The sequence below is a fragment of the Paracerasibacillus soli genome (assembly GCF_042432965.1).
Classification (GTDB): Bacteria; Bacillota; Bacilli; order Bacillales; family Amphibacillaceae; genus Paracerasibacillus; species Paracerasibacillus soli.
The window spans coordinates 31,166-53,787 of record NZ_JBHLWL010000056.1 but is presented as its reverse complement, the minus strand read 5'-3'; the positions used below and the strand labels follow the sequence as shown (position 1 = coordinate 53,787).

The following is a 22,622-nucleotide window of genomic DNA, read 5'->3' as shown; positions in this document are numbered from 1 at the left end:
TTAAAATCCCTCCTAAATATATTATACTTTTTATTATATACACAGGTAGCTATAAGAGTCAAACTATTATATCGATTCATACAATTATGAAGTTGCAGCAACTAGCTTCGATAGCGACTCAAATGGTATTAACTGACTGCTATTGTCATTTGGCACAAAAAGCGATTCTGGAACAAATACTAGAATTTCCACCCGGTTGAATTGCCCTTTCTAAATTTTTCATAGCAGTGAGTTATTTTTAGTCATACTCTCACTCGTTTTGTTTATATTCAATGAAAATAACCTCTCGAACTTTATGTTAACAAGCACGCACGAGGGGTTATTGTCCTATGCATTAGTTCGCTTATTATTTTAGGCTTTCGTTATGTATGTTTCGTTGAGTAGCTGCATGTTCGAATAACAAGAATGAAGCATAAAGCTGTATAGATGAAGGTATCGTATAGAAAAAACTGAAAAAACTCTTGATTGTCCATGTATAGACAAACAAGAGCTTTATCATTACAAATCCTCCATCATTTTAGGAGATAGGGGGTTATTCTCTAAACACTTGGCAAGACCTACCAAGGGAGGAAAATAGGACCAATCCTCATAGCTAGAAGTCTATTATTGTAATATTATTTAACGAGGAACAAGAATCTCATTTCATTCCCGCAGAAATTTATTCTCTATTAATCGGCAAGCTCACTGTAAACGTTGTCCCTTTATCAAGCGCACTATTAACCTTTATTGTTCCCTTATGTTGTTCAACAATATGTTTCACAATCGCAAGACCAAGTCCTGTTCCACCAGTATTTCGACTCCGCGCTTTATCAATTCGATAGAACCGTTCAAATATTCTTGGTATTAAGTGTTGTGGAATGCCAATACCCGTGTCTTGAATTTCAATGTGTATCTGTCCGTCTTTTTCTTTTACAGTTAACTTTACTTGTCCGTTTTCTGTCGTATAGCTAATCGCATTACCGAGTAAATTAAACATGATTTGTTTTACTTTGTTACGATCAGCAGTTAACGTAGTTGGTTTCGTTAAATTAGTAGTCAAAGTGATATTTTTTTCATCTGATTTCTTCTTCATAACGGGAATTACTTCTTCTAAAAGATCTTCCATTTGGAACGTTGATAGGTTTAATTGAAATCCGTCTTTCTCTAATTTAGATAATATTAACAAATCATCAATTAATAGATGCAATCGTTTACTCTCATCATGGATAATTCCCAAAAATTTATTTCTTGTTTCTGCATCCGTGATATCCTCTTCTAGTAATGTTTCAGCAAATCCTGAAATGGAAGTCATTGGTGTTTTTAACTCGTGTGAAACATTTGCTACAAAGTCTTTGCGTACAACTTCAATCCGTTTTAAGTCGGTAATATCATAAAATGCTAAAACTGCACCTTTCAACATATTCCTCTCGTTAAAGATAGGGGCGCCTACCACTTCAATATAGATTTTATCTACATTATGAGACAATGTAAAAAAGCCCTTTATATTTTTTTCATACAAAAATGTTTCTTGTACAACTTGATGAATCTCTTCTTTGTTTAAAACATCATAATATAAATATCCGATAAAGTCCTGTTTTGTTTTATGAAACATTTTAAGAAACTTTCGATTGACTAAATGAATATACCCTTTTTCATCGATGAGAACGAGCCCACTCTCTGTATTGTCAATAACAGTAGATAACTGCTCGGCTTGCATTTGTTCATGGAACGCTAATTCGGATAAATTTCTTGCTAGCACATTAATTTTTTTACTTAATTCACCAACACTTCCATTAAAAGAAGTATGCACTCTTGCACGATAATTCCCTTTTACTAGTTCACCCATTGTCCTAGATGCTTTCTGTATCGGTAAAATATATCGATGAAATATTTGTAGAAGTATAATGATTAGAATGATAAATTGAATGAATAATACGGAAAATAGTACGATATAATCATTCACCAAAAGTTGTAATACCGCCCCCGTAATTACAGTTAGCATGAATATCCCTATTACGTAAATGAATAGAGATTTAGAAAATAATGCCTTCATCGAAATGCATCCTCCATTTTATAGCCTAACCCACGGATTGTTTTTATATATCGTGGATTTTTCGTATCTACTTCTATCTTTTCTCGTAATCTACTAACATGTACGTCTACAATTCTTGTATCGCCAACAAAATCGTAATTCCAAACTGCTAACAACAGTTGATCCCGAGATAATACTCTTCCGGCGTGCTTTGCTAGATAATATAATAATTCAAATTCCTTTCGAGTGAAGGAAATACTTTCTCCATTTTTAACAGCTTCGTAACGTTCTGGGTATATGGTGATATCACCTATTTTTAATGTAGTAGATTTCTGATTTTGCAACGCGGTAGTTCTTCGTAAAATTGCATTAATTCTAGCCACAACTTCTTTTGGACTAAATGGTTTTGTTAAATAATCGTCAGCTCCAAGTTCCAAGCCTTTAATTTTATCTTCTTCCGCTCCTCTAGCAGTTAACATCAATATCGGCGTTTCATTATGGTGACTACGTAAATATTTACAAACTTCTAAACCGTTTAGCCCCGGCAACATCAAATCTAATACTATAAGGGCATAGTTATTCTTTTCTGCCTTTTTAATAGCCTTCTTACCATCAAATGCAATATCTGTTTCAAATCCAGCCTTTTCAATATTAAAACGTAATAATGTAACAATCGCTTCTTCATCATCAACGATTAATATCTTTTTATCCACTATTTTTTCCCCTTTTTTAATGAAGTTTTCATTCGATTCTATCCTTATCTTACAATTGTTTCACTAGAAAGGGAATAAAAGAAATGAATTGTAAATGAATTTTTACACTGAAAGACAGTTTCGCGTATTACTTGTTGCATTTTAATATTAATTTAGGGTAAAAAAAGTCTTCCCTCAGTGAACTACTCCCACCACTCACCACCCTTACGGGTCGCTTGATGAGGGAGACTTCTTTCGGAAGTACGTTAAAAAAAGTTTTTTAGAGATTGGGCAGTCAAACTGTTCGGTTTGTAAGGTGGACTAACTTCTAATTTACCTTCCATCACTTTTTCACCATTTGAAGCAAAACATATAGCAGATAGTGTGACAATATGTTTCTCACTATCTATTGCGATAACCTCTACAGTAAATTTAATTTCATCCTGATGGTATACTGGTTTTGGAAACACCATATTATGCCTCAGGATGTGGCTTCCTGGGCCAGGTAAATACATCGAAATAACTGATGAGATCATACCAAACAACATGACAGATGGTACAATCGGTTGTTTATACGGTGTCTGAGATGCATAATCATGTTGAATATACAAAGGGTTCGCATCATTTGTTAAACCTAAATATAATAACAGATCTTTATCCTCTACTATATATGTGCTAACATATGTATCGCCAATCTTTAATTCTTCTATTTTCTTACCTAAATTTCTTTTCTTGCCAATCATTACATCACTCCTCATAAATAATATTTAGGGTTATTTTTCCGCCTATTTCTATGTGAATGACAAATAATTACATCTGTTAAATCAGTTGCTGTGTACTAGCCGAACATTATCCTCAAAACTGCTTGCGCTTCCGACAAATAGACCGTACTACTGCAGTTGTTGCGAGAGTATGATGCATATTAACCTACCTTATCGATCATCTGTCTTAGTAAGCGCTATCATTATTGGGAATTGAAGTATTTAAAAAAAGCTGAGACATAAGGGTTTGATCCCTCTTTTTGTTTTGTCTCAGCCTTTTACAATTACTATTTTAATATTTCAAGTACCTTTTTAACAGAATCAGCCGATTTATCTAAAGCAGCTTTTTCATCTTCGGTAAGTTCAAGTTCTATAATCTTTTCTAGACCATTCCCGCCAAGTACTGTTGGCACACCAAGATAGATATCACGATATCCATATTCACCTTCTAGATAAGCTATTGCAGGAAGCACACGTCGCTGATCCTTAAGTATTGCCTCTGCCATAATAGTTAAGGATGCAGCTGGCGCGTAATAAGCACTGCCGTTACCGAGTAGGTTTACAATTTCACCGCCACCTTTACGTGTACGCTCTACTATCGCATCTAGACGTTCTTTTGATATTAATGTTTCTAATGGTATTCCACCAGCATAGGAGTAACGAATCAATGGAACCATATCATCGCCATGTCCACCAAGTACAAATCCTGTAATATCTTTTACAGACAAGTTTAGTTCTTGGGCAACAAACGTACGGAAACGCGCTGTATCTAATACTCCTGATTGACCAATTACACGTTCCTTTGGTAAACCAGATTCCTTAAATACTGTATAGGTCATCGCATCAACTGGATTTGTTAACACAATCATGTACGTGTTGGGCGAGTAACTCACAATTTCCTTCGCAACAGATTTCATAATTTTAGCATTCGTATTGACAAGGTCATCACGACTCATACCTGGCTTACGTGCAATACCCGCTGTAATAATAACTAAATCAGAATCTGCTGTGTCTTCATAATTTGAAGTACCAATGATATGGGCATCAAATCCTTGCACTGGACTAGCTTCAAGCATATCTAGTGCTCTTCCTTTAGTTGGAGATTCCATATTAGGTATATCTACCAATACAATATCTCCTAACTCTTTCTGTGCAAGCATTAAAGCAGTTGTTGCACCTGTGAAGCCTGATCCGATAACTGAAATCTTTTTACGTTTCATTCCCATGGTGCGTTCCTCCCCTTGGTATTAATCCATATTCTTAATTAATTCGTCACCAAACTCGGAGCATTTTACTTCTGTCGCACCGTCCATTAACCGTGCGAAGTCATATGTTACAACTTTTGATGCAATTGATTTATCCATTGATTTCGTAATTAAATCAGCTGCCTCTTTCCAGCCCAAATGTTCAAGCATTAACACGCCAGAAAGAATAACAGATGATGGGTTTACTTTATCAAGACCTGCATATTTTGGTGCAGTACCGTGTGTTGCTTCAAAAATTGCATGTCCAGTATCGTAGTTAATATTTGCTCCTGGCGCAATACCAATACCACCAACTTGAGCAGCTAGTGCATCAGAAATATAATCACCATTTAGGTTCATTGTTGCTACAACATCAAATTCCTTCGGACGAGTTAGAATTTGTTGTAAGAAAATATCAGCAATTGCATCCTTAATAATAATTTTTCCAGCAGCTTCAGCATCCGCTTGTGCTTTATTTGCGGCTTCTAAACCCTCTGCCTCAACGATACGGTCGTATTGATCCCATGTGAATACTTTATCGCCAAATTCTGCTTCAGCTACTTCATATCCCCACTTTTTGAAAGCACCTTCTGTAAACTTCATAATATTACCTTTGTGTACTAATGTAACACTCTTACGTCCTTCACGGATTGCATATTCAATTGCAGCACGTACAAGACGCTTTGTTCCTTCTTCAGATACTGGCTTCACGCCAATTCCAGAAGTTTCTGGGAAACGAATATTACTAACACCCATTTCATTTTGTAAAAAGTCAATCACTTTTTTCACTTCATCAGAGCCTTTTTCCCATTCAATTCCCGCATAAATATCTTCTGTATTTTCACGGAAAATCGCCATGTCTACATCTTCAGGATGTTTCACTGGTGAAGGTACTCCTTCAAAGTAACGCACTGGGCGTAAACAAGTGAATAAATCGAGTTCTTGACGTAAAGCAACGTTTAATGAACGGAATCCACCACCAATAGGAGTTGTAAGTGGTCCTTTAATCGCAATTAAATATTCATCAATAAGTTCTAATGTTTCTTTCGGTAGCCATTCCCCTGTTTCATTAAATGCCTTTTCCCCTGCTAAAACTTCTTTCCATACGATGCTTTTCTTTCCATCATATGCTTTTTCAACTGCAGCTTCTAAAACTTTACGTGCTGCGCTCCAAATATCTGGTCCTGTGCCGTCTCCTTCGATAAATGGAATAATTGGATGATTAGGCACTTGAAGTTGGCCATTTTGTACTGTAATTTTTTCTCCCTGTGTCATATGTATCCTCCTAAAATGTTTATACGTATTTATTTTATCATATTCTAAACAAACACGCTTGTTTGTTTTCTATGATTCCATAGGAATAGCCGGTATAGCCGGCTATTCTTGATCATACTCTTTCTGTTAACGGAATGTACTTCTGTGTTTGTGGTCCTGTATATTCTGCTCTTGGACGGATCAGTCGATTGTTTGCATATTGTTCTAAAATATGTGCAATCCATCCCGATACACGACTAACAGCAAAAATTGGTGTAAATAGATCATGTTTAATTCCTAAACTATGATAAACTGACGCTGAATAAAAATCTACGTTAGCAGGCAAACCCTTTTCTTTTTTAATATATTCCTCAATTTTAACCGACATATTGTACCATTTTGGTTCACCGATTAATTCTGTTAATTGTTTTGACATCTTTTGTAAATGTTTTGCACGTGGATCTCCCGAACGATATACACGATGCCCCATGCCCATAATCTTTTCTTTTCGTTCTAATGCCGTTTTTACGTATGGAATTGCATTTTCTTCTTCACCGATTTCCGTAAGCATTTTCATTACTTGCTCATTTGCTCCACCATGAAGCGGTCCTTTTAATGCGCCAATAGCTGCAGTAACACCTGAGTACATATCAGACAATGTTGCAACACATACTCTTGCAGTAAATGTAGAGGCGTTTAATTCATGATCTGCATGTAAAACTAACGCCTTATTAAATGCTTCTACTTCAATATCTTTCGGTTCTACACCATTTAACATATATAAGAAATTAGCCGCATAGCCTAGTCCATCTTTTGGTCCAATTGGATCTTTGCCATCGCGAATTCGTGCAAACGCAGCAACAGCTGTAGCTATTCGTGCTTGTAAACGAATTGCTTTACGATAATTTGCCTCATCCGTCATAACATCCGCTTCATCATCATACAATCCAAGAACGGATACCGCGCTTCGTAGTGCTGCCATAGGATGTACAGAACTTAAATCATATGAGTGTAGATGGTTTACAACACCTTCTGGTAATGCCATATTTTCACTAATTTCCTTTTGTAGTGTTTCTAATTGCTCTTTATTTGGTAGTTTCTGATTCCATAATAAGTAAATGACTTCCTCAAAAGTTGCATGTTCGGCTAGATCATCAATTCGATAACCGACATATGTTAGTTGATCATCAATAATAGAACTAATAGCTGATTGAGTTGCTACTATTCCTTCTAAACCTTTCGTTGCTGTCATTATATCCCTCTCCTTTTCTAGTACTCTTGTATTCATACAAGTAATCTGTGTATTAGATTATTGACAATATGATTACAATTTTCTTACAAATTTATGATATTGTCATCCCCAAAACTCATTATAAGATAAATCACGTACAAAGTGAATTGAAAGCGTTTATTTTTTGAGAAATTAATTTATAGACATGTCTATTTTGTTCTTTTTCAACATATGTAATATCTTGAGTACTTTTTTAATAATGAGGTGAAAAATTGTACAAGCAATTTAGTCAGCAATTAATTAGGGCCTTATTCGTCTTGTTCATTCCAATAACGGTATATTTACTATGTATGTATACATTACCTTATATCTACCCATTTCTTATTGCTTTTATTATTGCTTTTACTATTCAACCGGTTGTTAACTTTTTACAATTTCATTTAAGGTTTCCGCGAATAATCGCTACAATTACAGTAATGCTAGTTTGCTTCACACTATTATTCGGTATAATTTTTATGATATTGACTGAGCTTATACAAGGAACGGTTTACTTAGCTAACCAATTACCGAGTTATTACCAAACCTTTATTTCTCAAATAAGCGATATCATTCATCAATATACGCTAAAAATTACATCCATATTCAAAAATATTAATCCGCAATTCAATGATACCTTTGACATATATGTGAAACAAATGACAAACTATGTTGGTACTACAGGGGCAAATATGTTGCGCGATATGCTATTTCAAATACCTAGCACATTATTACTTATCCCAACATCGGTTACGGTATTTATTTTTATTGGACTTGCAACATTTTTTTTCACGAAAGACTGGAACTATTTCAAAAGAAGAGCTTTCACAATACTTCCACAACACTGGAGAAAAAATAGCTCCTCTGTGTTCCGGGAATTGAAACATGCGTTGTTCGGATATCTTAAAGCACAGGTTATCCTTATATGTATCTCTTCTGTCATCATTTTATTTGGTCTACTTATATTACAAATCGAACACGCCTTAACCATAGCACTGTTTGCCACAGTTGCAGATATATTACCTCTCATTGGTACAGGAATCATCTTTATACCTTGGATTTTATACTTATTTTTCACTGGAAATTATCCATTAACGATTAGCTTAGCAATTTTATATATGATTGTCATTATTACGAGGCAACTTTTAGAGCCTAAGATATTGTCAGCAAATATTGGCATCAATCCTTTATTAGGCTTATTTGTCTTATTCGTAAGTATGCAAATGTGGGGATTAAGCGGAATTGTGCTAGCTCCTATTATTCTTATTTGTATCGTCATGCTAGTAAAATTAAAGTTATTCCATACAATTTGGCATTTTATAAAAGGAAAATCAAACAGTTAGTCGTTGTACCTGCGTATAGAGAGCATTTCTTCAGCGACGATAGCGAATGTGAATGGTGTTTTTTTGAACCATTTGGCGAATTCTTTCATGAAAAAGTCTCTTAAAAGCTGTTCTTGTCCACGGAATAACAAAAATAAAACCAACAAGGTCTGTAATAAAGCCAGGTGTAAATAAGAATAACGCACCTATAAAAATATAAATACCATCAACAATTTGTTCACCTGGCATACGATGTTCCAACATAGCTTGTTGCGCTTGTCGCCATGTTTCCATCCCTTGCTTTTTCGCAATTGTAACACCAATCATTCCCGTTAAAATAATCCCTATCACAACCCACCACGGCCCAGCAATTCCTCCAATCCAAACAAATACACCAATCTCTAGTGCAGATAAAATTATAAAAATTAGTAATAACAGGCGCATGACAAAGCTCCTTTTCAATTAAAATTAATATGACAGAGGGTGATAAATTCATTATTAACTTGAATTTATCACCCTTATCATGAAAAAAACAATTACTTTTTTATATTATTGTCCAGCTTCATCACTCGACGACTAGCAAACTTTGTACACTACAATACGTTTGTTTGCCCGATATAGATATCACCTTTTGCACTATCTAATGTAATATCTTGCCCATCTTGAATTTTTGTTAATGCATCCTCTACTCCGACAATAACAGGTATTCCTAAACTAAGACCGACAACTGCAGCATGGGAAGTAATACCACCCTCTTCAGTAATGACGCCACTTGCTTTTTCAAATGCTGGCATCGTTTCACGATCAGTCCCAATCATGACAAGGATGTCTCCATCTTGTACTTTTTCGTTTGCTTCTTTTGCGTCCCTTGCGATAACTGCTCGTCCGTAGGCACTACGTTTCCCAATACCTTGACCTTTGGCAATCACATCTCCTACAATATGAACTTTCATCAAGTTCGTTGTTCCACTCTCTCCAATCGGAACACCTGCAGTAATGATAACGCGACTACCGCGCTGGAATAAGTTTGTTTCTAATGCTTGTTTAACTGCAAAATCTAACATTTCATCTGTTGTGGAAGTTCTGCTGCCTTTAATACAATGAACACCCCATACAAGACTTAACTGACGATTAACATGCTCGGAAGAAGAAACAGCAATAATCGGTGCTTTTGGACGATACTTGGATATCATTCTAGCAGTATATCCACTTTCTGTCGGTGTAATAATGGCACTTACATCCAAATTCATGGCTGTATGTGTAACCGATTGGCTAATTGCATCTGTAATCGTCATATCAACAGATTTTGAGCGTTTTTTCAAGATTGTTTGATGGTCTAGACCCGTTTCTGCTTTCAATGCGATATTAGCCATTGTTTGAACAGATTCTACTGGGTATTTACCTGCAGCTGTTTCACCTGAAAGCATGACAGCATCAGATCCATCAAAAATAGCATTTGCGACATCAGATGCTTCTGCTCTTGTTGGACGTGGATTTCTTTGCATCGAATCGAGCATCTGTGTTGCCGTAATAACCGGCTTACCTGCTATATTACATTTTTTAATTAACACTTTTTGTACCAATGGAACATCTTCAGCTGGTATTTCTACACCCAAATCACCTCTAGCCACCATCAGTCCATCAGATACTTCCAATATACTATCAATGTTGTCGACGCCTTCTTGGTTTTCAATCTTAGGAATGATTTGTAGATGAGTCGCATTTTGTTGTTCTAGCAACTCTTTAATTTCTAAAACATCTGAAGGTCTTCTTACAAAAGAAGCAGCAATAAAGTCAACATCTTGTTCAATACCAAATTTAATATCATTCGCATCTTTTTCTGTAATTCCTGGTAAATTAATTGACACATTTGGTACGTTGACACCTTTATGATCTTTTACCAGGCCAGAGTTTAATGCTATTGTTTTAATCTCATGTTGTTCATGATTAATTTCTGTTACTTCTAATTCAATTAATCCATCGTCAATTAAGATTTTTGAACCTTCATGAACATCATTTATTAATCCTTCATATGAAACAGAAAATCGTTCAGCTGTTCCTTCGACTTCTTGCATAGACAGATAAACATTATTTCCTTGTTCGATATTCGCTTGTCCTTCTTTAAAAATCCCTGTCCTAATTTCAGGGCCTTTAGTATCAAGTAAAATCGCAACTGTAGTATGTAATTTTTCAGCCGCCTTCCGAATATTTTCAATACGTTTTCCATGTTCTTCGTAATTTCCATGGGAGAAATTTAAACGAGCAACATTCATTCCAGCTTTAATTAATTGTTCTAAGGTTTCTACAGATTCTGATGCGGGCCCAATCGTACAAACGATTTTTGTTTTCCTCATTTTTTTGCCTCCATACACGATTTATTAAATAGATAGTTCTCTTGATAATTGGTACATATCCATGTCGATGGTATGTTTTTCTTCTAGTATCTTATTAATGTCATGGTTGATAAGTCGATTGTTTTGAATACCCACCATTCTTCCAGCCTGACCTTCTAACAACAAGTCCACTGCTTTTGCAGCTAAACGACTTGCCAAAACACGATCAGCTGCCGTTGGGGATCCACCACGTTGAATATGTCCTAAAACAGTAACTCTCGTTTCAAAATTTGTTGCTTTTTCAATTCGCTCACCATAATCAATTCCGCTGCCAACACCTTCAGCCAAAATAATAATACTATGCTTTTTACCACGTTCATGGCCTCGTAAGAGCCGATCTACCACATCATCAAAGTCATCCGTATGTTCTGGAATTAATATACTTTCGGCACCATCTGCAAGACCCGCCCATAAAGCTAAGTCACCAGCATTTCTTCCCATTACTTCAATGACATATGTGCATTCATGTGACGTAGCAGTATCTCTTATTTTATCAATAGCTTCAATAATTGTGTTTAAGGCTGTATCGAATCCAATAGTAAAGTCTGTACCAGCGATATCATTATCGATTGTTGCAGGTACTCCAATACATGGAAATCCTTTATCTGTTAATGCCTTTGCACCACGAAAACTACCATCTCCACCAATGACGATTAAACCTTGGATACCAAATTTCTCCAACTGTTCAATCCCTTTTTGTTGTCCTTCAGCTGTTTTAAATTCATCACAACGTGCAGACAGGAGTTTCGTTCCTCCGCGTTGGATAATATCACCAACAGAGCCAACTTCCATTTTCTTGATATTACCATCTATTAACCCTTGAAATCCATTCATGATTCCGTATATTTCGATACCATGATAAATACATTTTCTCGTTACAGCACGGATAGCTGCATTCATTCCTGGGGCATCTCCCCCACTTGTTAATACACCTATTTTCTTCATACTATCACCTCTAGGCTTCCAAATTTAGATAAATTGAACCTACATTTTGCTTAGCACTTCTACAAAGTATGAGACATACATTTGTTTTAATGGATACCAAGTGGAATATTAGTTACATGAAATTCGTTTTTTTGAACTTTTTTGAGTGTCTTTTATCGCTACTAAAATGGTCCATACACTTACGAAAAATCATACCATTCATTTACCACTTATCATACCCTCCGTATTCAAAGATAATAGCAAAATTTAAAAATATCAATTGATACGTAACGATGTTTTCCATCATTTTATATATGGTATACCATTACGTGACATCTAGGTGAATAGTGTGTACTATTAAAGGAAATCTAATCGTTCAAAATAACACATAAAGAGGTTGACACATCATGTCAACCTCTCCTCTTTATTCACTCTACTTCACCATACTGGCCGATATTTTTATATTTTTCCCACCGTTTTTCTAACAATTGATCACTTGAAAGTTGTTGTAATTCAGTTAGTGCATTTTGAATCGTCGCGTCAATTCCCTTCGCTAGTTCTTTCAGATGGCGATGGGCACCACCTTTTGGCTCTGGAATAATTTCATCAATTACTTCTAGTTGTTTTAAATCTTGAGCCGTGATCATCATCGATTCCGCTGCACGCTGCGCAAGCGTCGCATCTTTCCATAATATTGCGGCAGCTCCTTCTGGTGAAATAACAGAGTAAGTAGAGTTTTCCAACATATAGATTTTATCTCCTACTCCTAAGGCTAACGCTCCACCGCTACCTCCTTCACCAATCACGATACAAATGATAGGTACCGTTAATCCTGCCATTTCCATTAAATTACGGGCGATTGCTTCGCTTTGCCCACGTTCTTCTGCCTGCCTTCCTGGCTCCGCACCTTTCGTATCAATAAAACAAATAATCGGTCGATTAAATTTTTCTGCTAATTTCATATGGCGCAATGCCTTACGATATCCTTCAGGATGCGGCATTCCAAAATTACGTTTTATGTTTTCCTTCGTATTTTTTCCCCGTTGGTGGCCAATGACAGTTACAGGAAAATCCTTATAAAATGCAATACCAGCAACAATTGCGGGATCATCTCCAAAATATCGATCACCATGAAATTCGATAAAATCAGTAAAAATTTCCTGAATATAATCTAAAGTAGTAGGTCTCTCGGGGTGACGTGCCATTTGCACACGGTCCCAAGGCTTTAAATTTCCGTAAACATCTTCCTCTAAAAGTGCTAATCTTTTTTCTAACGTTTTAATCTCATCTGATAAATCTATCTCACTATCTTTTGTAAATCTTTTTAACTCACGGATTTTTTCTTTTAAATTTACAATCGGTTTTTCAAACTCTAATATATGTTTCACTGATGAGCACCACCTTTCTGGTGCATTTTCAATATTGTTGCAAGTAAAGGTTTTAAATCATGCCGATGAACTACACGGTCTAATTGACCATGTTTAAATAAAAACTCTGCCGTTTGAAAGTCATCTGGTAATTTTTCACGTGTTGTCTGTTCAATGATTCTGCGACCAGCAAAACCAATTAGCGCACCCGGTTCAGCAAAGTTATAGTCGCCTAATGAAGCAAAACTTGCAGATACTCCACCTGTCGTAGGGTGAGTCATAACGGAAATCATTAAGCCACCTTCTTGGGAAAAGCGGTTAATTGCTACAGATGTTTTACTCATCTGCATTAAACTAAGTACCCCTTCTTGCATACGGGCGCCACCAGATGCAGTAAAAATAATAAAAGGTAAGCTTTGCTCTCGTGCATGCTCAACAGCACGCGCTATTTTTTCTCCTATAACAGAACCCATACTTCCCATTCTAAAACTTGCATCCATCACACTAAATGCTGTAGCTTGTCCATCAATTAACCCCTTGCCCGTTACTACTCCCTCATTAAGACCTGTCTTTACGCGGTCCTTTTCCAACTTTTCTATATAATCCGGAAAGCCTAATGGGTTAGTGGAAATTAATTGTTGATCCCACTCTTCAAACGTGTTTTCATCGAACAAACTATGAATTCTTTCCCACGCATTCAATTGGTGGTGATGTCCGCAACTTGGGCAAACATTTAAACTTTTGTTCATTTCTTTTCGATAATATATTTTATAGCATTTTTCACACTTTTTCATTAGCCCTTCTGGGATATCCTGTTTTGTTTCTTCACTTGGAATGGTTACATACCTTTTCTTTTTTCCGAAGAGATCTTTAAGCAAGGTGACTCCCCCTCTTTCTAAACAGTTCAATCATTTTTCGTGTATACACTACTATAACTTATATAATTCAAAAATGATGTCGTAATCTGTCGGTTACTAAATTTTATTTTTTCTGCCCCATTATTTAATAATTCATAAATTTTATCTATTAATCAATTGTTCAAAAAATAACTGTTCTATTTTTGGACTATCCTTCTCTTGCAGTGCTGTTATAACATCCTTATAAAATGTTTGTTCATAGTAAAGATCATGTAATGTCTGTGTAAAAGATACGATAATTAACCATATCTTTTTTATTAATAAATTATTAGTCATATCGAATATATACTGAAAAAATGCCATATGCTTTTCATTTTCACCTGAATTTGCAGTATGCATAATGGTTTTCAACTTCATAAAATCTCCGTTTTCTGCAAAATGAATCGCTAACTTTGTAGCTTCTTTTTCTAATAATAGTTTCACCGTCGCAAGCTCTTGTCGCGTATGTTTTTCTCGTAAAATAAAGGATGCTAATAATTCAACTGATTCATAGGATTGATAATTACTTAAAAAAGTGCCTTCACCATGTCTTGTCTGAATTAATCCAAGTAGTTCCATTGCTCGCAATGCCTCACGTACAGAAGAACGTGAGGCATACAAGGTTTCTGCTAATTCTCTCTCAGATGGTAATTTATCTCCTGATACTAACCGATGATGGTCTATATAATTACGTATTTCTTCTAAAACACTATAATATACTTTCTGATGATTCGTAGTAGACAATTCACCACTCGACTCCTTCATGCGCCTTATTGTTCTACGTGCTCTGTTAGTTTTCTTGTTTTAGCAGCGACTTTTTCAGGATCAACTTGGATTCTAGCCACTCCGGATTCCATTGCAGCTTTGGCAACACTAGCTGCCACAATTGGAGCTACTCGCTTATCAAATGGACCTGGTATCACATAATCATCGTTTAATTCTTCCGCTTGTATAAGGGATGCAATAGCTTTCGCTGCTGCAATTTTCATTTTTTCGTTGATCCTTGTCGCCCTAACATCAAGTGCTCCTCTAAAAATCCCAGGAAAAGCAAGTACGTTATTAACTTGATTTGGGTAATCAGAACGACCAGTACCAACCACTCTTGCGCCAACTTCCTTCGCTTCCTCTGGCATAATTTCAGGTTCCGGATTTGCCATCGCAAAAATAATCGCGTCATCATTCATTTTTCGAACCATTTCTTTCGTTAGCGCTCCACCAACAGAAACTCCAATAAATACATCCGCACCTTCTAATACTTCTTCTAAGGAACCTTCCTGTTTATCTAAGTTCGTTATCTTTGCAACGCGATCTTTTACTTCATTCATACCATAAGCTCGTCCTTCAAATATCGCACCACGAGAATCACACATCACCATATTCCGGACACCAAAACTATATAATAATTTAATGATTGCAATACCAGCAGCACCTGCTCCATTTGCTACAACTTTAATATTCGAAAAGGATTTACCTACCAGTTTCAAAGCATTGATTAATCCCGCTACAGTTACAATTGCTGTACCATGCTGATCGTCATGAAATATCGGTATATTGGTTTCTTTCTTCAATCTTTCTTCAATAATGAAACAATTTGGTGCTGCAATATCTTCTAAATTAACTCCACCAAAAGTAGGTTCTAGTAATTTAACAGTACGAACAATTTCTTCCACATCATGCGTAGCTAAGCAAAGCGGAAAAGAATCTACTCCAGCAAAATTTTTAAATAAAACTGCTTTTCCTTCCATAACTGGTAGAGCAGCCTCTGGACCAATATTACCTAATCCCAATACTGCCGATCCATCACTCACTACCGCTACCATATTACCCTTCATCGTATAATCATAAACTTTATCTTTTTGCTCATGAATCACCTTACAAGGAGCTGCTACTCCTGGTGAATAAGCCAAGCTTAAATCCTTTTGGTTTCGCACAGCCACTTTTGACTTCATCGTTAATTTTCCTTGGGTTAATTTATGCATATGTAATGCTTCATTTTCTAAACTCATCATTATCGCTCCTTTATACATCGGCACTTCCTAATTGACACTCCATAGTGGTCTGACCACTTATTCAGTTAAAATAGAAGACTAGGCTCGTCTACAAATTATATCATAACACAAACCTAGTCTGTGACAAACAATATTTAACTGATACTATTATGCGTTTAGAACAACATTTTCATTTCCAAAATATTGCTGTAGTTGACTGATACATTCCTCGTTCGGTTGAATAAAATCATGCGTTAATTTATAAGTTTGCTTTTTTTCCTCATGATAAATCAGGATTGGTGTTTGACCTGGAAACTCTTTTGCTTTGGCTTTTAAAAATGACATTGCATTTTCTTCAGTATTATTCGTAATTTTAACAAATAACCTTTGATTACTTTCCTTAAACGCTTCTTCTTCAAACGGTCCTATTTCCGAAATAACCCATTGTAGCCTATCATTTCGCATATCCACTTTCCCATTTATTACTACAATTTGTTCTTCTTGTAGCCAAGTGCTTACTTCCCGATATATATTTGGAAATAACACAGCGTCCATTTCATTTGATTCATCACTTATTACTAAAAATGCCATCGAGTCTCCACGTTTTGTACGGATTTTTTTAATTGCTTGAATCGTGACAGCTCCTTTTCTAAAGCGCCCTATATTTTGTTCCGCTTCTTGTATAGAAATAAAGCCATTTTTCTTTAATTGCCTGCGATACATTTGTAAAGGGTGGTCAGAAACATACATGCCTAACAATTCCTTTTCATCTGCAAGCTTTTTGAATAAGGTAAAATCCTCAATCGGTACATAAGATTCATTGACTTGTAATTCGTCTTGAAAGAAGCTTGGTTGATCAAGAAATTCTTTAAACAATTCTCCTTGCTCCATCGCTTGGTCAATCGATGCTAATAAACTCGCACGATTAGGATAAATATCATCAAATACACCTGCAATAATTAACGTTTCTAATGTAGCTCGATTTATAGCTTTTGTTGATACACGTAAACAAAAATCAAAAAGACTAGTAAATGGTCCCGTTTTTCTAACATGCACAATTTCTGTCACTGCTTGGACACCAACACCTTTTATTGCCAGCAGCCCCATCCGGATTCCATTTCCTTCTACAGTGTATTTATGAAAACTATCATTAATTGAAGGTGGCGCTAAATGAATATCTACTGCTCTCATTTCTTTTATATAGGCACTCGTTTTATCAGGCTGATTTGAAACAGAGCTAAGTAACTCTGCATAAAAAGCTAATGGATAATGTGCTTTTAAATAAGCTAGTTCATATGAAATTTTACTATAAGCAACGGCGTGACTTTTAGGAAAGCCATAATTTGAAAATTTGACAATCCAGGCAAATAACTCCTCGCTAACACTTTTATTATATCCGTTTCTTATGCACCCTTGAATAAACGCTTCTTTTTGGGCAGCCATCACATCTTGTTTCTTTTTACTAACGGCACGCCGTAATATATCAGCCTGTCCCAAAGTGAAACCTGCAATACGATGTGCGATTTGCATAATTTGCTCTTGATATATTAGAACGCCATACGTTGATTCTAAAATTGGTTTTAAATCGGGATGCGGATATGTTACTTCTTCCAGACCATATTTCCGATTAATATAAAGCGGAATATTATCCATGGGACCTGGACGGTACAATGCGTTTACTGCGACAATATCTACAAATTCAGTTGGTTTGAGACGTGTCAGTACACGCTTCATACCGACTGATTCGAGTTGAAAAACTCCATTTGTCTTACCATTTTGTAATAACGAAAAGGTTTCCCCGTCATTTTCAGGAATTTTTGCAAGTGAAATTTTTCTGTTTAACACCTCATTTGCTGTTCTGATCATTCTTTCCAACAACGTTAAGTTTCGTAACCCTAGAAAGTCAAACTTTAATAAACCAATCGTTTCTAATTGATTCATTGCATATTGTGTTAAATAAATATTTGTAGAACTATTCATAAGTGGAACATGCGCTTGTAATGGTTGTTCGCTTATGACGATACCCGCTGCATGTGTTGATACATGCCGTGGTAATCCTTCTAATTTTATTGCAATAGCAAATAATAACGTCAATTTTTCGGATTGACGAATATAGTCATGTAACACTTTGTTTTCCCGTACAATTTGTTGAAGTGGTTGCTTCGTCTGTGCTGGGATATGCTGCATAATAAAATTTGTATCTTGTTGATTAATTCCGATTGTTTTAATCAATTCCCTAAGAAGGGACCTTGCCAAAAAGGTCCCGAATGTAATAATTTGTGCCACATGTTCCTTACCATATTTATTTTGCACATATTGAATAACCTCATCTCGACGATGGTCTGGAAAATCTACATCAATATCTGGCATTGTCACACGTTCAGGATTTAAAAACCTTTCAAATAGTAAATCGTGTTTTAATGGATCAATCTCCGTTATGTTCAATACATATGCAACAAGTGATCCTGCAGAAGATCCTCTTCCTGGTCCAACAATAATTTCCTTTTCTTTTGCATATTTAATAAAATCCCAAACGATTAAAAAGTAATCACTAAATTTCATCGTTTGAATGATTGATAATTCATAGTCTAGTCTGTCGCGAATTGTATCTGTCATCTGCACATATTTCTTTTTTACATTTTCATAGCATAGTTGTCGCAAATACATATTAGCTGAATCCACATCTTGTGGAAGTGGATAAGTAGGTAGTTTGCGTTCATGAAAAGATAAATCTACATTACACTGGCTCCTAATAACCTCGGTCATTTGCAATGCTTCCGGCCAAGATGATGTAAATATTTGTTCCATTTCTGTAGTGGAACGCAAATGATGGAATCGTTTTAATGCATGTGGACTTTTATCATTTGTCCAGCGTCGTCCTTGTTTCATTGCTTGTAAACAATCGTATGCAAGAACATCTCTTTCTTCCAAATAACGCACATCATTAATTGCAACAACTTGAAAAGAAGCTTTTTGTTGCAGTACTTGTAAAAATTGATTGACTACACGTTCTTCTTCCAATCCATGGTCTTGAATTCCAATAAAAAGACTATTTTTCTTAAATGTGTTCTTCCAACTCGTCACATACTTTTCTGCCTGTTCCATCCGAGTTTGCAGTCCAATTGTACCTAACTTACTTTGTATCGCTGGTAATATACCAAATACATCGCCTACATAATTTGCTAATGCATCAAGCGATATAACCGACGATTCGTTTGTATTTAAAAATGTGCTTAACCGTATTAAATCGTGGTAACCTTGATTATTTTTTGCTAATAAAATACATGTATCCACTTGTTCTGGTTCTGTCAGAACGTGTACAGTCATGCCTACAATTGGCTTAATGCCATTTTTTATACATGTTTGATAAAATGGTACAACGCCATGTAATACGTGTTCATCTGTCAATGCTAGAGCGGTAAGCTTTAATTCTTTTGCTTTTAAAACTAGCTTTTCAACGGTAACCGTACTTTCCATTAAACTATAGCCGCTTTTTACTTGTAGATGAGTAAATGACATAAAATCCCGCCTTTACTACTGTTATGTCTAAATCTATTATAGCGAAAACATAGGTTACTTGTACATGTACACATATCTTGTCCTCATTTTTCATACAATGTGAAAGAACCATTACATGTTGTTCAAGTAGATGATTCAGTTATTGAACATCCATTCAAAAGGGGATCTGTGCATGGAAGAAAGATTTTTCGTCTCGTTTATCCACTGTTTTTTCATCGCCTTTGGTGTAATCATTGGTGGGTCATTAATCGGAAGTATCGGTGCTTTTGCTACTGGCCACCCTCCTTTAAATGAAGTGAGTCAAATCGCTAAAAAATTACGTATATGGGCAATTGTTGCAGCTATTGGTGGTACATTTGACGCAATTTCAAACTTTGAGAATGCATTGGAAGGCTCTGCATTTGACGCTTTCAAACAAATCTTATTAATTCTTTCAGCTATGGGTGGCGTAAAGTTAGGATTAATTTTAATAGAATGGATTGTACAAGAGGATGTGGGATAATGCATATTCCGCCATTTTATAAAAAAGTAGGTTGGCAACGTTTTTTTGTTGGTGTATTTTTTGGTGCACTATTGTCCTATCTTGTCGTTATTTTTATGTATGGGAAAATGTACAGTGCGTTAGTTGAGGAGAACATGTCTTTACAGTCGGAACTTTCCACTATTCAAAAACAAAATAAAGCGCTCACAGAGGATAATGAAAATTTAGATGAGCGTGCAAAAAAGCCTTGGCTTGTGCAAAACATCTATATTGAAATATTAAATCCGGATGACTTAAAGATTGATAAATTAATCGAACATCAATTAGTCGAACTTGCCAAAGAGGAAATTAATCATCTCATTGGGCAAGAAGTTCGCTCCGTGTCGGAAAGTGCGGAACTTCTCATATCAACAATTGAAAATAAAGCTTTTAAAGTTGATGATTTTGCATATCGCTTTAATGTTCAAAAGCTAATTATTGATAGACAAATAAAAATCCATGTTGATGTTGATATTGAATAATCATCAATTTGCGTATATCGCACACATTTGAGGTTAAATCAAAGGACGCTCAATAATCATTTTCTACAAAGTTTAGTCTCATTTATACAATTTTATCATAGCATACATTATTGGGAAGGAGATGATTTAAAACATGAATATCATGTTGAACAAAAAAATTTGTGCTGAGAAAATAAATGATTTAAAGAAAGGCTATTGTGCATATGCTGAATCTTCCTATTTAATTAGAAAGTTAAAGCAGGAAATACTAAATGAAAATTTACAAGTAATTTTTGATTACACAAAAGGTGGTTGCTTCATTATTCCCATGAAAAAGGATAAGGGGTGTCCATAACATTTCAATGTAATTATATCTCACCCCTAGTTTTTTTCATTTTTAGTGGCTACGTACTTTAATCGGTCATCTCTCTCTTATATCCTATTTCTTCAGTACTGTGCACATATATGCTCCAAATCTGTTAATAATGCGTCAACATCTTCCCAGCTTTTTACGGAAGCGCCTGAAGCACGAGGATGTCCCCCACCATTATATTTTGCGGCAAGACGGTGAATTTCTGGGCCTTTTGAGCGCAAGCGAACTCGAATAAGGTCCTCTTCTTCTACAAACATAACCCATGTTAACACCCCTTCGATATCCCCAAGTACACCCACAAATTGACTTGTTTCAACAGATGTGACGTCAAATTCTTTGAGCAATTCCTTCGTTAACTTGATATAACAAACACCGTTTGGCGAGAGTGTATACTGTTGTAATACAAATCCTTTTAATTTCGCTATCTTTCCTTCCATATTATACATGGAATCAAAAAGTTGCTGACGGTCGAAATGATAACTAATTAATTTTGCTACAACCTCCATCGTTCTTGATGTTGTATTTAAAAATAAAAATCTACCTGTATCACTTACCATACCAGCGTAGAGCAATCGGGCAACTTCTTCATTCATTTTAAAACCATGATTTTTCCCTTGTTCATATAGTTCATAAATCATTTCACATGTTGAACTTGCTTTTGTATCCACCCATTGTATTTCTCCATATGTATCGTCATTCGGATGGTGATCAATTTTAATAAGTTTCCTTCCTAACGAATAGCGTTGATCATCAATCCGTTCTGTGTTAGCTGTATCACAAACAATGACAAGTGCATGTTGATAAAGTGTATCCTCGACTTGATCCATTTCTGTTAAATAAGCTAATGAAGGATCACTTTCTCCAACGATATAAACTTGTTTATCAGGAAAAGAATGCTTGATTAACTCACCTAGCCCTGCTTGCGAACCAATTGCATCTGGATCTGGTCTCACATGGCGATGAATAATAATAGTTTCAGACTCTAAAATAGCATCTATAATTTGGATTTGCTCCATACTGTATTGGACTCCTTTATCTTTAGTAAGCTGAACGGCTTATACCGTATTGTCATTATAATATATAGCTTTTTTTAAGACAACAATTCCATAGTACAGTACGTTCATTCCTTGTAAATGCTGCTCATTCTGGAAAGTTTTACGAAAACACGCTACAATAGAAGTAATTTCAGCACATTACTTGTAAGCATGTGCAATATTGGAGAAATTTTACTAGGAGTCGATACGATGTCAATAATTTTTGTAATGATTTTTGTAGTTTCTATTGTATTATACATCTATTATAAAGTTGCTATATTAAAAACAAAAGACGGCTTAACCCAACGATATTTTAATAGTAAAGCACGCATGTGCCTCGGTTCGTTTATCCTTTTCTTTGGCATGAACCAATATCTAACATACGGGACGAAATTGTCTTTATTTATTGGGATTATATTTATTCTGCTCGGTGGATTGCAATTAATTTCCGGTTACAAAGAAGCAAAACATTATCGGAATGAATACCGCAGGCTACATCCAGAGTCTTAGAAGTAGCGTTTCTCCTCATATTCATATTAGTAAAAAATGAAATGAATCAAAAAATGGTTCCATCATCAACACACATCGATGATTAG

Annotated in this window: 20 protein-coding genes; 5 read left to right on the top strand and 15 right to left on the bottom strand. The window is 35.6% G+C overall.

What is annotated here, in order from left to right; genetic code table 11:
- Positions 1 to 658: 658 nt before the first annotated feature.
- From pnpS to citZ, 6 genes are all read right to left on the bottom strand, one after another.
- Positions 659 to 2,032 carry a two-component system histidine kinase PnpS gene (pnpS, locus tag ACFFIS_RS14395; protein ID WP_320379364.1) on the bottom strand — a complete coding sequence of 458 codons (1,374 nt, stop codon included), beginning with the start codon at positions 2,030 to 2,032 and terminating at the stop codon, positions 659 to 661.
- The gene (locus ACFFIS_RS14390) at positions 2,029 to 2,724 is read right to left on the bottom strand and encodes a response regulator transcription factor (RefSeq protein WP_390188110.1); all 696 of its coding nucleotides are present in this window, start codon (positions 2,722 to 2,724) and stop codon (positions 2,029 to 2,031) included. The genes pnpS and ACFFIS_RS14390 overlap by 4 nt, the downstream gene beginning before the upstream one ends.
- Positions 2,725 to 2,969: 245 nt before the next feature.
- A complete protein-coding gene (locus ACFFIS_RS14385; RefSeq protein WP_390188109.1) occupies positions 2,970 to 3,446 on the bottom strand; it encodes a MaoC/PaaZ C-terminal domain-containing protein in 477 nt (158 codons plus the stop codon).
- 305 nt (positions 3,447 to 3,751) lie between these two features.
- Entirely contained in the window at positions 3,752 to 4,690 is a 939-nt protein-coding gene (gene mdh, locus ACFFIS_RS14380; RefSeq protein ID WP_390188108.1) for a malate dehydrogenase, read from the bottom strand.
- Between the two features lie 21 nt (positions 4,691 to 4,711).
- A complete protein-coding gene (gene icd / locus ACFFIS_RS14375; protein WP_390188106.1) occupies positions 4,712 to 5,983 on the bottom strand; it encodes an NADP-dependent isocitrate dehydrogenase in 1,272 nt (423 codons plus the stop codon).
- Positions 5,984 to 6,095: 112 nt separating this feature from the next.
- Entirely contained in the window at positions 6,096 to 7,214 is a 1,119-nt protein-coding gene (gene citZ / locus ACFFIS_RS14370; protein ID WP_320379366.1) for a citrate synthase, read from the bottom strand.
- Between the two features lie 251 nt (positions 7,215 to 7,465).
- Here citZ and ytvI point away from each other — a divergent pair, with 251 nt between their 5' ends.
- Positions 7,466 to 8,572, top strand: a complete 1,107-nt coding sequence (gene ytvI, locus ACFFIS_RS14365) for a sporulation integral membrane protein YtvI (protein ID WP_320379367.1) — start codon at positions 7,466 to 7,468, stop codon at positions 8,570 to 8,572.
- A 30-nt stretch (positions 8,573 to 8,602) separates the two neighbouring features.
- Here the strand turns inward: ytvI and ACFFIS_RS14360 are convergent, their stop codons facing one another.
- The 8 genes from ACFFIS_RS14360 to dnaE all read right to left on the bottom strand — a co-directional run bounded on the left by ACFFIS_RS14360 (position 8,603) and on the right by dnaE (position 19,638).
- Positions 8,603 to 8,995 (bottom strand): FxsA family protein, encoded by a 393-nt coding sequence (locus ACFFIS_RS14360; RefSeq protein WP_320379368.1) that lies wholly within the window; start codon positions 8,993 to 8,995, stop codon positions 8,603 to 8,605.
- Positions 8,996 to 9,144: 149 nt separating this feature from the next.
- Positions 9,145 to 10,905, bottom strand: coding sequence for a pyruvate kinase (pyk, locus tag ACFFIS_RS14355; RefSeq protein WP_390188105.1), 1,761 nt, complete (start codon positions 10,903 to 10,905; stop codon positions 9,145 to 9,147).
- A gap of 24 nt (positions 10,906 to 10,929) precedes the next feature.
- Entirely contained in the window at positions 10,930 to 11,889 is a 960-nt protein-coding gene (gene pfkA, locus ACFFIS_RS14350) for a 6-phosphofructokinase (protein ID WP_390188104.1), read from the bottom strand.
- A 407-nt stretch (positions 11,890 to 12,296) separates the two neighbouring features.
- Entirely contained in the window at positions 12,297 to 13,256 is a 960-nt protein-coding gene (gene accA, locus ACFFIS_RS14345; RefSeq protein ID WP_390188102.1) for an acetyl-CoA carboxylase carboxyl transferase subunit alpha, read from the bottom strand.
- Positions 13,253 to 14,113 (bottom strand): acetyl-CoA carboxylase, carboxyltransferase subunit beta, encoded by an 861-nt coding sequence (accD, locus tag ACFFIS_RS14340; RefSeq protein WP_390188100.1) that lies wholly within the window; start codon positions 14,111 to 14,113, stop codon positions 13,253 to 13,255. Before accD ends, accA begins: the two co-directional genes overlap by 4 nt.
- A gap of 141 nt (positions 14,114 to 14,254) precedes the next feature.
- A complete protein-coding gene (locus ACFFIS_RS14335; protein ID WP_320379369.1) occupies positions 14,255 to 14,875 on the bottom strand; it encodes a FadR/GntR family transcriptional regulator in 621 nt (206 codons plus the stop codon).
- Positions 14,876 to 14,901: 26 nt separating this feature from the next.
- Entirely contained in the window at positions 14,902 to 16,137 is a 1,236-nt protein-coding gene (gene ystJ / locus ACFFIS_RS14330) for an NADP-dependent malic enzyme (RefSeq protein WP_390188098.1), read from the bottom strand.
- Between the two features lie 150 nt (positions 16,138 to 16,287).
- Positions 16,288 to 19,638 carry a DNA polymerase III subunit alpha gene (gene dnaE / locus ACFFIS_RS14325; protein WP_390188097.1) on the bottom strand — a complete coding sequence of 1,117 codons (3,351 nt, stop codon included), beginning with the start codon at positions 19,636 to 19,638 and terminating at the stop codon, positions 16,288 to 16,290.
- Positions 19,639 to 19,810: 172 nt separating this feature from the next.
- On the opposite strand from dnaE, the gene ytrH reads away from it, so the two are divergent.
- From ytrH to ACFFIS_RS14310, 3 genes are all read left to right on the top strand, one after another.
- Positions 19,811 to 20,140: a sporulation membrane protein YtrH gene (ytrH, locus tag ACFFIS_RS14320; protein ID WP_320379372.1), complete on the top strand. Its 330-nt coding sequence runs from the start codon at positions 19,811 to 19,813 to the stop codon at positions 20,138 to 20,140.
- Positions 20,140 to 20,640, top strand: coding sequence for a sporulation membrane protein YtrI (gene ytrI / locus ACFFIS_RS14315; RefSeq protein WP_320379373.1), 501 nt, complete (start codon positions 20,140 to 20,142; stop codon positions 20,638 to 20,640). The genes ytrH and ytrI overlap by 1 nt, the downstream gene beginning before the upstream one ends.
- Before the next feature lie 133 nt (positions 20,641 to 20,773).
- Positions 20,774 to 20,974 (top strand): YtzJ family protein, encoded by a 201-nt coding sequence (locus tag ACFFIS_RS14310; protein ID WP_390188095.1) that lies wholly within the window; start codon positions 20,774 to 20,776, stop codon positions 20,972 to 20,974.
- A 92-nt stretch (positions 20,975 to 21,066) separates the two neighbouring features.
- Here ACFFIS_RS14310 and ACFFIS_RS14305 read toward each other — a convergent pair whose 3' ends face one another.
- The gene (locus ACFFIS_RS14305; RefSeq protein ID WP_390188093.1) at positions 21,067 to 22,008 is read right to left on the bottom strand and encodes a DHH family phosphoesterase; all 942 of its coding nucleotides are present in this window, start codon (positions 22,006 to 22,008) and stop codon (positions 21,067 to 21,069) included.
- Between the two features lie 228 nt (positions 22,009 to 22,236).
- Between ACFFIS_RS14305 and ACFFIS_RS14300 the strand changes: the two genes are divergently transcribed.
- Positions 22,237 to 22,536 carry a YtpI family protein gene (locus tag ACFFIS_RS14300; protein WP_390188091.1) on the top strand — a complete coding sequence of 100 codons (300 nt, stop codon included), beginning with the start codon at positions 22,237 to 22,239 and terminating at the stop codon, positions 22,534 to 22,536.
- The last annotated feature ends 86 nt before the right edge of the window (positions 22,537 to 22,622 follow it).